Consider the following 14,143-nt stretch of genomic DNA (forward strand, 5'->3'; position numbering starts at 1 on the left):
AACTGTGGTATAAGCGTACAAATGTGTACGGTTATGAACGAATAACGGGCTATATTCTTTGATGCGATTTGCGTTAACGTGCTGATGTTTAGTTAGTTGTGTAAGTTGGCATAAGCGTTGTCATAAGGAGGTAGGTCAGCTGCTTTGGTCGGCAGCAATGTTAAACTCAAAAACAACAAGGTCATGAACTCAATAAACAACACAATCGACATTTTAAGGAGAAGAATTCCTTTAATGATTTGCCTTTTGATAGGTATTAGCTCAACATCAATAGCTTCTGAAATTGCTGATGAAAAATTAACAAGAGAAGAAGCTATTGAATTGATTTCTGAAGTAAAACATGATTTGAACTTAGGTAAAGATTGCGAATTAGAATTCGTAATTGACGATGAAGGTAATGTTAAGCCTTCTCCGATTAAGATCATCAAGATTTACGATAAGGACAACGAATTGCTTTTAGAAGCTCCAATTCATACGGTTGAACAAATGAGCAATAAGGAATTAAGAAGGTTAGTAAATTCAAGTGATTTTCTAATCGCGTCTTATAACACCTTTTATTATCGATTAGATTTATAATCGATAGAATCAATCGTAAAGTAAACAGGCCACTTCATTTGATGTGGCCTGTTTTTGTTTCATTTAGTGTGTTTACGACTAGCAGTACTCTTCGAAAACGTCAGCCAAATGGCCGCCAATCATATCAGCTGTTCTGCCTTCAATGTGATGTCTTTCAACAAAGTGTACCAATTCGCCATCTTTGAAAAGCGCAACAGATGGAGAAGAAGGAGGGTAAGGCATATGGAATTCTCTTACTTTAGCCGTTGCCTCGATGTCGCCACCAGCAAAAACTGTCATAAGGTGGTCCGGTTTTTTATCAGCTAGTTTTAAAGCCATTTTAACACCTGGTCTTGCTGTTCCAGCCGCGCAACCACAAACTGAATTGATTACTACCAAAGAAGTACCTTTTTGGTTTTTTAAATGATCTTCAACAGCCTCAGCAGTCTTTAGTTCCGTAAAACCCGCTTCAGTCAATTCTTGTCTGAAAGGGACGAGTAAATGTTCAGGATACATATTTCTTAATTTTATTTCGTTTCTAAATTTTAAAAAGCCTTCTGGCCAATCTTACATAAAACCAAGTTCTAGCTTGGCTGCTTCCGACATCATGTCTTGTGTAAATGGCGGGTCGAATGTCAATTCAACTTCAACATCGTTAACACCTTCAATAGCCTGAATTTTTTGTTTTACCTCTTCAGGTATTACTTCTGCTGCAGGGCAAGAAGGAGAAGTCAATGTCATCAGTACGTAAACATTATTCACTGGGAAAACATTGATTTCATAAATCAAACCCAACTCATATACGTCTACCGGTATTTCAGGGTCGTACACTGTTTTTATTGCAGCTACAACTTGGTCTCTTAAGTTATCTTCCATAATTCAACGTCAAATTATCAAATCTCAAAAAGCAAAACTCAAATTTCAATTGTGATGCCTGAGATTTGTCTTTTGTTTTTTGAATTTTATTCGGCCTTCGCAGAATAAGCTAATCCGTATATTTTCATTTGTTTCATCATAGCGCCCAAACCGTTAGATCGTTGCGTTCCGATGAATCTATTTAAACCAATTTTGTCTACAAAGTAAAGATCCGCATCAACGATCTCTTGTGGCGTTCGACCCGAAAGTATTCTAACTAGAATACTAACTAAGCCTTTTGTAATGGCAGTGTTACTGTCTGCATCAAAATAAATTTTACCTTCTTTTGCTTTAGAGTTTAGCCAAACTTTAGATTGGCAACCTTTAACAATGTTGTCTTCGGTTTTGAGTGCTTCTGCCATTTCTGGTAACTGCTGCCCCAATTCCATAATGTATTCAATGGTCATTTCCATGTCGGAATCCAACATAGAAAACTCTTCGATGATCTCGTTTTGAATATCGTTTATGGTTTCGCTCATTTCTTGAATTTGCTGATTGTGCTTTTCAAAGCTTCAATAAACGCGTCTATTTCTTCAATCGTGTTGTAAACAGAGAATGAAGCACGAACAGTTCCTTCTATGCAATAGTGGTCCATCAAAGGTTGAGTACAGTGGTGGCCTGTTCTTACGGCAACACCTTTAGCATCGAGCCACATGCCTAAATCAAAGTGGTGAATTCCTTCTACTTCGAAAGAAAGTACACTTACTTTTTCCTTGGCTGTACCAATAAGTTTCACACCTTCTATTTGGGTGATTTTATCAGTAGCATAAGCCAAAAGTTCGTTCTCGTAAGCGGCAATGTTCTCTTTACCCAATTCATTAATAAAGAGAATGGCTTCGTTGAAGGCGATCACATTCGCAATATCTGGAGTACCCGCTTCAAATTTGTAAGGAATATCGTTGTAAGTGGTTTTACCAAAACTCACTTCTTTAATCATTTCTCCACCGCCTTGGTAAGGAGGGGTTTTTTCGAGGATATCGCGCTTACCGTACAGCACGCCCAAACCTGTTGGCCCGTACATTTTGTGAGCAGAGAAAGCATAGAAATCGGCATTTAATGCTTGCACATCAACAGCGAGGTGAGAGGAGGCTTGTGCGCCATCTACCAATACTTTGGCGCCAACGGCATGCGCTTTGTCTACAATATGTTTTACTGGGTTGATGGTGCCTAATGAATTGGAAGCATGATTAAATGCGACCATCTTGGTTTTTTCAGTAATCAACTCATCAAGTGCTTCTATAATAATTTCACCAGCTTCGTTAATGGGCATTACCTTAAGTTCTGCTCCGCGCTCTTCGCAAATCATTTGCCAAGGCACAATGTTGGAGTGATGCTCTAAGGTTGAAATCAATACTTCGTCTCCTGGGTTCAAAAACTTTCTCCCCCAACTTGAAGCGACTAGATTTATGCTTTCAGAAGTACCTTTTGTGAAAATGATCTCTTCGGGCTCGTTGGCATTGATGAATTTTTGTACGGAAACACGTGTATTTTCAAATGCTTCTGTAGCACGAGCGGCCAAGGCATGCGCTCCTCTATGGATGTTCGCATTGTCATGCTCGTAATACTTCACCAAAGCATCAATTACCCTTTTTGGTTTTTGATTTGTGGCGGCATTATCGAAGTAAATCAAGGGTTTACCATTAACTTCTTGATGAAGAACGGGAAATTGAGCCCTGATTTTCTGAATGTCCAATGTGTGTTTTTCCAAAGTCTGAGCCATGGTTTATTTTTCCAACCTCTTTTCTATAATTGCAGCGAGATATTCTTTTATCGCTTCGTTTTCAACGGTTTCTAGCACATCGTTCGCGAAGGCCTTTAATAAAATAGCGCGTGCTTTATCTTTCTGAATTCCTCTTGCTTGTAGGTAGAAGAGTGCGTCCATATCCAATTGGCCAGTAGTACAGCCGTGCGAACAAGAAACATCATCGGCCCAAATTTCTAATTGAGGCTTGGTGTTTACAGTCGCCTTGTCAGAAATCAGGATGTTTTTATTCGACTGGAATGCATTGGTTTTTTGTGCGTCAGGGCGAACAAAGATTTTTCCATTGAAAACACCTTTTGAGCTACCATCCATTATGCCTTTATACAATTCGTTTGAATAGCAATTTGGCATCATATGGTCAGCAACGGTATGGTTATCTACATGCGTTTTTCCGTCTAATAAATAGAGTCCATTCATGTAGGTTTCAATGCCTTCGGCCTGAAGTTTAATGTTCAGGTTATTACGAATCATTGCGCCATTTAGCGAGAAGGTAAAGGCTTTGAAATTACTGTTTGCTCCCTGTGAAGCGTGAATGTTTGAAATGTGATAAGCTTGCTCTGTGTCGTTTTCAATTTTGAAAAAACGAAGGTGTGCACTATCGCTTACGCTGATTTCATTCACCGAAGTTGTAAAGCTTTTGTGTTCACCAACGGTATCGAATTTCTCAATAATGGTGGCTTGAGAAAACTTACCTGCCACTACAATATTTCTGATGTGGTATGAAAGTTCTGCTGTTGAGCTATCACCAATAAAGTAAAGTACAATTGGTTTTTCGATTATCGCTTTGTCCGCGATCTCAATCGTAACCCCATGCTGACTGAAAGCAGTGTTTAAGGCTACAAACGCGTCTTCTGCGAAGTTTGCTTTAGTACCAAAATTCGCCTGAGCCAACGCTGAATTGGCTTTGAAACCTTCCGCAAGTGATTCAACTTTTAAGCCTTCTACTTGAATGTTGTCAGAAAGCTCACTTGAATAAATCCCGTTTAAGAATACGATTTTATGCGCATCCAATCCTTCGATTTGAGTAGCTGAAATTTGAGCTTCAGTTAAACCAAAATCAGCATTTGTTCCATTCAGTTCAAAGTTCTTTTCAACGGCTCTGGTAAAGTTGGTGAACTTATATTCCTCGTTTTTTGGACCAGGAAAACCAGAGTTCATCAAGCTCGAGAACGCCTCTTTTCTTACGGCATGCGCTGCCGATTTACTTTGACCATTCAAGCTTTTTTCAAACGCCTCAAATTGAGTTTCAAGCGAATTTAAAATCGATTGTCCTGCAATTTTTTCCATAAAATATCTGCTTAAGCGGTTGCGTCTGCTTCTTCCTTAATCCAATCGTAACCTCTGGCTTCTAGCTCTAAGGCCAACTCTTTAGTGCCTGATTTTACAATTCTTCCATTATAAAGAACGTGTACAAAATCAGGAACGATGTAATCCAAAAGTCTTTGGTAGTGAGTTACCACAATTGTAGCGTTGTCTTTGTTTTTCAGGGTGTTAACACCATGTGCTACAATTTTGAGTGCATCAATATCAAGACCTGAATCGGTTTCATCAAGAATGGCCAGCTTTGGTTCAAGCATTGCCATTTGGAAAATCTCGTTGCGTTTCTTTTCACCGCCTGAGAAACCTTCATTTAAAGAACGGCTCAATAAAGCTTGGTCGATTTCAACCAGCTTCATTTTCTCCTTCATCAATTTTAAGAAAGAAACCGCATCGAGTGCTTTTTCTCCGTGATGCTCTCTGATTTGGTTTACAGCCGTTTTCATAAAGTTAGTGGTGCTCACTCCTGGTATCTCGATTGGGTACTGAAATGCCAAGAAAACACCTTCTCTAGCACGAACATCAGCTTCCATTTCAAGCAAATCTTTGCCTAAAAACTCTATCGATCCGCCAGTTACTTCGTAATCTTCTCTTCCTGCAAGCACAGAAGCCAAAGTACTTTTTCCAGAACCATTTGGTCCCATTATCGCGTGCACTTCGCCTGGTTTGATTTCTAGGTTGATTCCTTTCAGGATTTCCTTTTCCTCAATTCTGGCTTGTAAATTTTTTATTGATAACATCTTAACTCTTTAATGTTTAGTGTTTAGCGTTTAATGTTCAAAGTTTAATGCTCAAGGTTTGTCGAAGCATATACTGCTATAGGTTCTTCGATGATAAATTTTGTGCCTTTAAACTCTGTCTTGTTCAGGTACTTTAAAATAGAGATTAGCCAACAGACCCTTCAAGCGTTAGGGCAAGAAGTTTTTGCGCCTCTACGGCAAACTCCATTGGCAATTGCTTAAGTACTTCTTTGGCGTATCCGTTTACGATAAGCGCCACAGCAGTTTCTGCGTCAATTCCTCTTTGCTGACAATAGAAGATTTGATCTTCTCCAATTTTAGAAGTAGTCGCTTCATGCTCTACTTGTGCCGATTGATTTTCGATGTCGATATAAGGGAATGTATGCGCTCCACATTTATCGCCCATCAAAAGCGAATCGCATTGCGAGAAGTTTCGGGCGTTGGTTGCACGTTTCATTACGTGTACTTGGCCTCGGTAACTGTTTTGCGACTTGCCCGCAGAAATACCTTTTGATACGATTCTCGACTTGGTGTTCTTACCAATGTGAATCATTTTGGTGCCTGTATCGGCTTGTTGGTAATTATTGGTTACGGCTACGGAATAGAATTCACCAATTGAATAATCACCTTTCAGAATACATGAAGGGTATTTCCAAGTAACAGCCGAACCTGTTTCTACTTGCGTCCAAGAGATTTTAGAATGATCACCTTCGCAAATACCACGTTTGGTTACGAAGTTGTAAATACCACCTTTACCTTCTTTATTCCCTGGGTACCAGTTCTGAACAGTTGAGTATTTTACCTCTGCATTTTTGGCTGCTTTGATTTCTACCACGGCAGCGTGCAATTGGTTTTCGTCACGCATAGGAGCGGTACAACCTTCGAGGTAACTTACATAAGATCCTTCTTCGGCTACAATGAGTGTTCTTTCAAACTGACCTGTATTGGCGGCATTGATTCTGAAATAAGTAGAAAGCTCCATAGGGCATCTTACCCCTTTTGGAATAAAGCAGAATGAGCCATCAGAGAATACCGCTGCGTTTAGTGCTGCATAGTAATTGTCGTTGGCTGGCACTACAGAACCCATGTGCTTTTTAATCAGCTCAGGGTGTTCGCGCACTGCTTCTGAAAATGAGCAAAAGATAATACCTAATTCACCTAAAGTTTCTTTGAAAGTAGTGGCTACCGAAACTGAATCGATAACAGCATCTACAGCAACGCCAGTAAGTCTTTTTTGCTCTGTAAGCGAAATTCCAAGCCTTTCAAAAGTAGCGATCATTTCCGGATCAACTTCATCCAAGGAATTAACCTTCTTTTTCTTCTTTGGTGCTGAATAATATATGAGGTCTTGAAAGTCTACTTTTGGGTAGTGAACATTGGCCCATTCTGGTTCTTTCATTTTCTGCCATGCATGAAAAGCTTCAAGCCTCCATTCTAGCATCCATTGCGGTTCTTCCTTTTTTGCAGAAATAAACCGAATGATATCATCGTTCAAACCTTTGGGAGCTTCATCTGCTTCAAAGTCTACTGTCCATCCGAACTCGTATTCTTTGGAGGTGAACTCTTCTAATATCTGATCGTCTTTGCTCATTCCTAGTTATTTAGAATCGTTTTAAATACAAAGGTACAACTTATAGATTAAAGGATTGGTTTCCTTAATTCCTTTTTTCAATAAACTATTACTAAAAGCTATTATGAGTTTAGAAATCCCTTGAATCAACTATCCAACTGAATGCTTCTGGTTAAAGTTTCTTCAAGTATGATAAAGGTTTCTGTACGTTCAATGCCGTCTACTTTCTGAATTTTATCGTGGAGAATATCCTTCAAGTGATCGGTTCCTTTGGCATAAATTCTTACAAACATGGAGTAATTCCCAGTAGTGTAGTGAATGCTAGTAATCTCATGTATTTTTTTTAATTGTGTGGCTACTTTTTCGTACAGCGAACTTTTAGAAAGGAAGACCCCTAAAAAGGCAGAGACATTATAGCCAAGCTTAGCAAGGTTTAAATCGAGTGAAGCGCCTTTTACTACACCCATTTTTTCAAGCTTGCTCATTCTTACATGTACGGTTCCGCTAGAAACAAATGCTTGTTTGGCTACTTCCGTATAGGGCTTTTTTGCGTTATGCTGAAGAATAGAGAGGATTTTCAAATCCACATTATCGATTTCGTAATTATCGGCCATGATTTTTGGTTAAAATTATTGATTCAATAATAAATGTATTGATTAAATAATTTATCTCTAAATATTCGGTCATTACATTGCTGATATTTTAATGAATCAACTGTTTCTGTTACCTTTGAAACAGTTTCAAAAGAGAAGCTATACACTGTAGGGTGATGAAACAGGCAGCCATGCCCTCCTTTCTCGAGGGTGGAGAAAAAGAAATAAATCTGAACTACCTGACGACTAATCTCTCCGTGAAGGTTCGACTCCTTCCCCTACAGCCATTCACATTGAATACTAGTTTGGAAACGTATTCTTTTGTTTTTTCTTAGATTGAAAGGAGGCTTGTTTGTTGGCCTCCTTTCTGTTTTTATAGGTGATGTTACCTAGTTTCTGTTATGAATGTATGGAACGTAATGTAGTCTTCCTTATCGTTTTGTTTCATAATGTTTAGCCCTTGTCTTGAAACGAAAATCATTCGAGGGTTATAATCGGCTAAACTAAAAGTGTACTCTGCTTTTGGCTTGAATCCTTCATTATACACCATAATGGAGTAATCAGGGCTCTTGTGCCCTTGTTTGACCTCACTGATTGTTCTTGGTAAAGAAGCTAACCTGTAATAGACTTTTCTATAGGGGTCGAAAATAATTGCTTCGTACCTTCCGGCAGTTAAAAGAAAGTCATAATACCGGTCTGAATAATATTCGTCCATAGTGAGAGGCTTACCGTAAGGTTTCAATTCTCCAAGTTTTGGGTTTTTGAGTATTGTATAGCTTGGTTCTAAGTTTTCATTAAGGATCATCACGCGATCATCAAGTGCAAAACTTACTATAATATCTCCATTGTCATTCATTGTGTTGCTGGACTCAAAAAATTCACGTGATCCTACCATTATTCTATCTGGGAATTGGTCGTAAATCTCCAGGTTTTTTGGAATGTGTTTTTGACCTTCTTCTTTATGGGATTTGTCAAGCATTAAAATAGGAGGTTCACCATCGTTATACATAGAAATGGAGCCGATCAAAAGAATGCTACTCTTATTAATAATCATGTTGGAAAAGGTGTTTCCATCGAAAGTCGGGTATTTCGGCTCGTCTCTGCTGGTAATTACATTCCATTTATCTAGAATTTCAGCTTTCGAGTTGATGAGGAAAACCTTTGCTTGCATTGCTGAATAGATCATTATGGAATCCATGGAAATCATTTTGAAATTGCCAGGCACACCGTCCATTCCAACAAGTGCATTGGGACCCGTGTTGGACATGTTGATTGTCTTGATCGTTTTTCCTAAAGTGATCGAAAATATTTTTATGGATTGATCTGGTCTGTTGAACTTGGCTAAGTATTCTTTACCGCCTTCAGTGAAGTAGTCAATATTGTCTTCTGTTTTGTAGGCAGTTTTGGCGTCAAGATGTAATACTAAACTATCTGTAACTAACAGTGGAGCAAGTGAGGGGGGTGTTCCTTCCGATCTTGGTGATTGGCAACCCATGATAATTGTCATGATCAAGCATGAACAGAGAAGTACTCGTAGAATTTTCAGAAGGTAATAGTTTTGGTTCATATGTGTTGAACAATTTGATAGAAAGTAATAGGCTTAAAACAGTGTAGTGATAAAACAGCTTCATTGTAAGTGTAAAAACACGAATTTAATAAGGTTTAAAAGTTATGTTTTTCTGTTGAATAATTAAATATTAATACTCGGTTTATTTTACATCACATTAACTTAATTAATTTAGGTTCTAGATGTGGTTTATGTCAGAAAATGGGCATTGGTTAGTTTCTACCAAAATTGGAGTTGAGCTTTTGTGAGCAATAAATCATTTCTCTTATATTTGATGATAGCCAAATTTTAATTCATGAGTACTTTCCCCTGGATTGCGAATTACCCAAAGGGTGTTCCCGCAGAAATTGAAGATCAACGTCCTAAAAGCCTTCTAGAACTTTATCAAAACGCCTTTAATCAGTTTGGTAGCCGCGAGGCTTTCGAGAACATGGGCGGAGTGCTTACTTTTCAGGAGGTAGATCAGCTTTCTACCAACTTTGCGGCCTATTTGCAAAATGAGTTGGACATGGTAAAGGGGGATAGAATCGCTATTCAAATGCCCAATTGTTTACAATATCCGGTAGTGCTTATTGGTGCCATTAAAGCTGGTTGTATTGTGGTCAACACAAATCCGCTGTATACCCATCGTGAAATGGAGCATCAGTTTAATGATGCTGGTATAAAAACCATTGTAATCATGGCTAATTTTGCCAAAAGTTTGGAAGAGGCAATGCCAAACCTTTCTACGGTTGAAAACATTATCGTTACCGAATTGGGCGATATGCTTGGAGGTCTGAAAGGTAAGATTGTCAATTTTGTGGTGAAGCACATTAAGAAGATGGTGCCTGCGTATAAACTTCCCAATCCGATTTCTTTCAAGAGTGCTATGGCCAAAGGCGCTCGAATGAAATACACTCAGCCTGAGATAAAAGGAGACGACACAGCTTTTCTTCAATATACAGGAGGTACCACTGGCGTATCGAAAGGTGCAATTTTATCTCATGACAATGTGGTTGCCCATACTTTGATTATTACACACGTTTTTAAACCCCTTTTAAAGGATGGGCAAAAAGATGTAATGATTACGGCCATCCCGCTCTATCATATTTTCGCCCTAAATGTGAACTGCACATTTATGATGCATATTGGAGCTAAAAACGTATTGATCACGAATCCGCGTGATATGCCTGGCTTTATTAAGGAACTGAAGAAACATCCGTTTACCTTATTTACAGGTGTGAATACGCTGTTCAACGGACTGCTGAATCAACCTAATTTTAAGGAAATCGACTTTTCTCATTTCAAAGTGTCTATTGGAGGTGGAATGGCAGTTCAAGACTTTGTAGCCAAGAAATGGGAGGAAGTCACAGGGACTCCTTTGGTGCAAGGTTATGGCTTGAGTGAAACCTCTCCGGTTATTTGTGTAAATCCACTAGATGGAACCCATAAAATGGGGACAATTGGTTTGCCTGTGCCTTCTACCGAATTGGCCATTTTCGATGATGACGGAAACCGCTTAGCGCAAGGCGAAACAGGAGAAATTTGTGTTAAAGGGCCGCAGGTGATGTCGGGTTATTGGAACAAAGACAACGAAGGGGTATTCTTTGAAGGAGGTTATTTCAGAACTGGAGACATCGGTATAATGGACGAAGAAGGTTTCTTCAAAATTGTAGATCGTAAAAAGGATATGATTAACGTTTCTGGGTTCAATGTATATCCAAACGATGTTGAAAACGCCATTGCCGACCATCCAAAAGTGTTAGAAGTAGCGGTTATTGGCGTTCCAGACCCACATTCAACAGAATGTGTAAAGGCCTTTATCGTAAAATCTGATCCGTCACTTACCGAAGAAGAGTTACGCGACTATTGTCATGAAAACCTAACAGGCTACAAGCGTCCGAAACATTATGAGTTCAGAACTGAACTACCTAAAACCAATGTGGGTAAAATTTTAAGAAGAAAGTTGAAGGAGGAAGAGGAGGCGAAGGGGTAGTGGCTTATTTTCAACAAGAAGGCTAATAAATAATGCTATTGAGGAAAGAAGAATTCTATAATTGGGCCTACCCTGACCTTAATAATAACAAAACTAGAGCGGATGTTGCTGAGTTCTTGGTTGCGAAAGTCTTAGGTTTAGACCGTGTTCAAAAACGTGATTGGCAATCTTATGATATGATTACTGAAAAAGGCTTAAAAATTGAAGTGAAAGCCTCAGCATACATTCAGTCATGGAAACAATCTAAACCTTCACAAATACGGTTTGATATAGCGCCAAAGGTATTTTGGAATGAGGAGACCGGTAGTTACTCCCAAACAAAACAAAGGAATGCTGATGTTTATGTTTTTTGTCTGCTCAAAGAGATGGAGAATATTAATCCATTAAATACAAGTCAGTGGGAGTTTTATGTATGTAAGACTTATTTACTAGATCAAGTATATGGAGCTCAAAAGAGCGTAGGATTAAAGTCTTTAAGAGAAATTACAACCTCCGTTGAATATCAAGATTTGATAGGGATTGTAAGCCGTTAAGGTCTTTCAGCTTGCCAGATAAATAAAAAACCCCACTGATTTACTCAGATGGGGTTTTTAAGTGATCCCTTCAGGAATCGAACCTGAAACCTACTGCTTAGAAGGCAGTTGCTCTATCCAATTGAGCTAAGGGACCGTCATCCGCTTTTCAAAAGCGAGTGCAAATATATGAAAATCGATTTTCTTTTGGCAAGTTGAACCTTGAATTTATTTACGTTTAATGCTGTTTAATTTTTTACGATGAAATATAGAGCGCTAAAAAATACAGAATTACAAATCAGTGAAATCGCATTTGGTTGTATGTCAATGGATTTGAGTCGAAAGGATAATGATGAGTTGATCCACGCTGCCATTGATGGCGGAATAAATTATTTTGACACTGCCGACCTTTATGACCAAGGGAAGAACGAAGAAGCCCTTGGGCGAGCATTAAAAGGAAAAAGATCGGAGGTGATTGTGGCAACAAAAGTAGGTAATCAACTAAGAGCGGATGGCAGCGGTTGGGATTGGAATCCTTCCAAAGACTACATTCTGAAAGCTGTTGATCAGAGTTTGAGGAGGCTTCAAACGGATTGCATTGATTTATATCAGTTGCATGGCGGAACTATAGAAGACTCGATCAGCGAAGTGATAGAAGCTTTTGAACAATTGAAGGCCGAAGGTAAAATCAGAAATTACGGCATCTCTTCCATTCGCCCCAATGTAATTCGGGAATATGTGTCCAATTCAACTATTGTCAGCGTAATGATGCAATACAGTTTACTCGACAGAAGGCCCGAAGAGGAAATGCTGAACCTTTTGGAAAGTAATAAGGTGGGCGTGATGGCACGTGGTGGTCTAGCAAAAGGGTTATTGGCAGGTAAAGGACCGGAAGCTTTCCTTAATTATAAGTTGCGAGAAATCGAATTGCTGGTCAACGAAATGAAGAAGTTTACGGATGACAAAACCAAACTGTCGCATGTGGCTTTGCAATGGGTATTGAGTCACTCTGCTGTAACCAGTGCCGTGGTGGGAATTCGAACTAAAGAACAGCTCAAAGAAGCTTTGACTTATATTGAATCGACTGCTATTGAAAAAGCTAAGTTCGATGAATTAGGAAAGGTATTGCCGCCAGCTCAGTACCAAGCGCATCGATAAGTGTAAAATGTCCCAAATTCAGCAGGTCATTCGTTTAGTAAATGTTAGTTTTAGTTGAAATATCAAACCATTGATTCATGAACATCAGCCCCTCCAATTTCTCTTTTTTGAAAAAATTATCAGAAAACAATAACCGCGAATGGTTTACGGCCAATAAAAAGGAATACGAACAAGCGCATGAAAATGCGATTTCTGTAGCCGATGCTTTGTTGTCTGGGCTTTCGGAACATGATCAAATCACTACACCCACAGGTAAAAAGAGCTTGATGCGTATTTATAGAGATGTACGTTTTTCGAAAGATAAAAGCCCTTATAATCCACGTTGGGCTGGGAGTTTCAATCGATCCAAACCAGCCTTGAGAGGTGGTTATTACTTCCATTTACAGCCAGGCGGGAACACTGTAGTGGGCGGAGGTTTCTATCAGCCCAATGCCGATGATATCAAACTTATTCGTGATCACATTGCTATGGATGACGAACCTTTAAGGAAAGTAATATCCGATCCTAAGTTCATAAAGACCTTTGGAGGCTTGCAGGGTGAGCAATTGAAAACCGCACCAAAAGGCTTTGAGAAAGATCATCCTTCCATAGATTTATTAAGGTATAAATCCATGTACGTGTTCAAAAGCTTCTCTGATAAGGAAGTAACTTCCCCCGACTTTGTGGAAAACGCCCTGTCTGTATTTTTGGCCTTGCGTCCTTTTTTCGATGTAATGACAGAGTACCTCACGACTGATTTAAACGGAATTTCTCTTATCGAAAATCAAGCATAAACTTTAAGCGGAAAAACGGGTAGTAAGTAGCATGGCAAGAAAAGTGATTTTTGAATTTTTAGAACAGCTCAGTGCAAACAATTCTAAAGAGTGGATGGACGCCAACAGGGCTTGGTATGAAGAAGCCAAAAGCGAAGTAGTCAATCTGTTCGAGCCTATTTTAGCTTCGCTGAAGGAAATCGACCCAAGAATTGTGCAGCCTTCGGCCAGAAAAGCCATTAGTAGAATCAATAACAACCTGATGTTTCATCCCGAAAGGCCTACTTATAAAAATCACTTCGGAGTAGTGTTTGGGCATGGGAAGGGCTTGGCCGATTTCTATGTACACTTGGGTACGGACGAAACCTTAATGGCGGGCGGAATTTGGCATCCAGACAGTGAAAGGCTCAAGAAAATAAGAACTGAAATTGATTACGAAGGACACAAGCTGATGAAAACCTTAAATGCCGAACCCTTTAAAAGTTGGTTTCATTTCTATACAGAAGGAGCACTAAAAACTGCACCAAAGGGCTATTCGCAAGACCATGAGTTTATTGAGTTGCTAAGGCTGAAAAGTATTGCAGCCATGCGGCCAATTTCAAGGAAAGACATTCTTTCTGATGGTTTTCATGACATGGTAATTGAATCTTATGCGGCCATTTTACCCATGATCGACTTTTTGAACGTTGCTTTATTGGATGATTAGTTTTCGACTTTAGGGGCTTTG

The 14,143-nt window shown here is 39.2% G+C and carries 15 protein-coding genes and 1 tRNA gene; 6 read left to right on the top strand and 10 right to left on the bottom strand.

Annotated elements, in window-relative coordinates; translation table 11 throughout:
- The first annotated feature begins 183 nt into the window (after positions 1 to 183).
- Positions 184 to 576: a hypothetical protein gene (locus OB69_RS15555; RefSeq protein ID WP_053224672.1), complete on the top strand. Its 393-nt coding sequence runs from the start codon at positions 184 to 186 to the stop codon at positions 574 to 576.
- A 78-nt stretch (positions 577 to 654) separates the two neighbouring features.
- Here OB69_RS15555 and OB69_RS15560 read toward each other — a convergent pair whose 3' ends face one another.
- From OB69_RS15560 to OB69_RS15600, 9 genes are all read right to left on the bottom strand, one after another.
- A complete protein-coding gene (locus tag OB69_RS15560) occupies positions 655 to 1,071 on the bottom strand; it encodes a BrxA/BrxB family bacilliredoxin (RefSeq protein ID WP_053224673.1) in 417 nt (138 codons plus the stop codon).
- A gap of 51 nt (positions 1,072 to 1,122) precedes the next feature.
- The gene (locus tag OB69_RS15565; protein ID WP_053224674.1) at positions 1,123 to 1,431 is read right to left on the bottom strand and encodes an SUF system Fe-S cluster assembly protein; all 309 of its coding nucleotides are present in this window, start codon (positions 1,429 to 1,431) and stop codon (positions 1,123 to 1,125) included.
- Positions 1,432 to 1,517: 86 nt separating this feature from the next.
- Positions 1,518 to 1,949: a SufE family protein gene (locus OB69_RS15570; protein WP_053224675.1), complete on the bottom strand. Its 432-nt coding sequence runs from the start codon at positions 1,947 to 1,949 to the stop codon at positions 1,518 to 1,520.
- Positions 1,946 to 3,190, bottom strand: a complete 1,245-nt coding sequence (locus OB69_RS15575; RefSeq protein ID WP_053224676.1) for an aminotransferase class V-fold PLP-dependent enzyme — start codon at positions 3,188 to 3,190, stop codon at positions 1,946 to 1,948. The genes OB69_RS15570 and OB69_RS15575 overlap by 4 nt, the downstream gene beginning before the upstream one ends.
- Before the next feature lie 3 nt (positions 3,191 to 3,193).
- A complete protein-coding gene (sufD, locus tag OB69_RS15580) occupies positions 3,194 to 4,519 on the bottom strand; it encodes a Fe-S cluster assembly protein SufD (RefSeq protein ID WP_053224677.1) in 1,326 nt (441 codons plus the stop codon).
- An 11-nt stretch (positions 4,520 to 4,530) separates the two neighbouring features.
- Positions 4,531 to 5,289, bottom strand: a complete 759-nt coding sequence (gene sufC, locus OB69_RS15585) for a Fe-S cluster assembly ATPase SufC (RefSeq protein ID WP_053224678.1) — start codon at positions 5,287 to 5,289, stop codon at positions 4,531 to 4,533.
- A gap of 145 nt (positions 5,290 to 5,434) precedes the next feature.
- Entirely contained in the window at positions 5,435 to 6,880 is a 1,446-nt protein-coding gene (gene sufB / locus OB69_RS15590; RefSeq protein ID WP_053224679.1) for a Fe-S cluster assembly protein SufB, read from the bottom strand.
- A gap of 125 nt (positions 6,881 to 7,005) precedes the next feature.
- The gene (locus tag OB69_RS15595; RefSeq protein ID WP_053224680.1) at positions 7,006 to 7,473 is read right to left on the bottom strand and encodes an Lrp/AsnC ligand binding domain-containing protein; all 468 of its coding nucleotides are present in this window, start codon (positions 7,471 to 7,473) and stop codon (positions 7,006 to 7,008) included.
- Positions 7,474 to 7,837: 364 nt separating this feature from the next.
- A complete protein-coding gene (locus tag OB69_RS15600; RefSeq protein WP_221404886.1) occupies positions 7,838 to 8,947 on the bottom strand; it encodes a DUF4221 family protein in 1,110 nt (369 codons plus the stop codon).
- Between the two features lie 367 nt (positions 8,948 to 9,314).
- Between OB69_RS15600 and OB69_RS15605 the strand changes: the two genes are divergently transcribed.
- Together OB69_RS15605 and OB69_RS15610 are read left to right on the top strand one after the other, a co-directional pair.
- A complete protein-coding gene (locus OB69_RS15605) occupies positions 9,315 to 10,994 on the top strand; it encodes an AMP-binding protein (protein WP_053224682.1) in 1,680 nt (559 codons plus the stop codon).
- 38 nt (positions 10,995 to 11,032) lie between these two features.
- Positions 11,033 to 11,527 carry a hypothetical protein gene (locus OB69_RS15610; RefSeq protein WP_157608606.1) on the top strand — a complete coding sequence of 165 codons (495 nt, stop codon included), beginning with the start codon at positions 11,033 to 11,035 and terminating at the stop codon, positions 11,525 to 11,527.
- A 62-nt stretch (positions 11,528 to 11,589) separates the two neighbouring features.
- On the opposite strand, the gene OB69_RS15615 is transcribed toward OB69_RS15610, so the two are convergent.
- Positions 11,590 to 11,663 (bottom strand) — tRNA-Arg (locus tag OB69_RS15615).
- Positions 11,664 to 11,767: 104 nt separating this feature from the next.
- Here OB69_RS15615 and OB69_RS15620 point away from each other — a divergent pair.
- From OB69_RS15620 to OB69_RS15630, 3 genes are all read left to right on the top strand, one after another.
- Complete coding sequence (locus OB69_RS15620) at positions 11,768 to 12,664, top strand: aldo/keto reductase (protein ID WP_053224684.1); 897 nt, start codon at positions 11,768 to 11,770, stop codon at positions 12,662 to 12,664.
- A gap of 77 nt (positions 12,665 to 12,741) precedes the next feature.
- On the top strand, positions 12,742 to 13,437 hold the full coding sequence (locus OB69_RS15625) for a DUF2461 domain-containing protein (RefSeq protein WP_053224685.1): 696 nt from the start codon (positions 12,742 to 12,744) through the stop codon (positions 13,435 to 13,437).
- A gap of 31 nt (positions 13,438 to 13,468) precedes the next feature.
- On the top strand, positions 13,469 to 14,122 hold the full coding sequence (locus tag OB69_RS15630) for a DUF2461 domain-containing protein (RefSeq protein ID WP_053224686.1): 654 nt from the start codon (positions 13,469 to 13,471) through the stop codon (positions 14,120 to 14,122).
- Positions 14,123 to 14,143: the final 21 nt, after the last annotated feature.

This window comes from Roseivirga seohaensis subsp. aquiponti (assembly GCF_001267955.1).
In the GTDB taxonomy this organism is placed as follows: Bacteria; Bacteroidota; Bacteroidia; order Cytophagales; family Cyclobacteriaceae; genus Roseivirga; species Roseivirga seohaensis.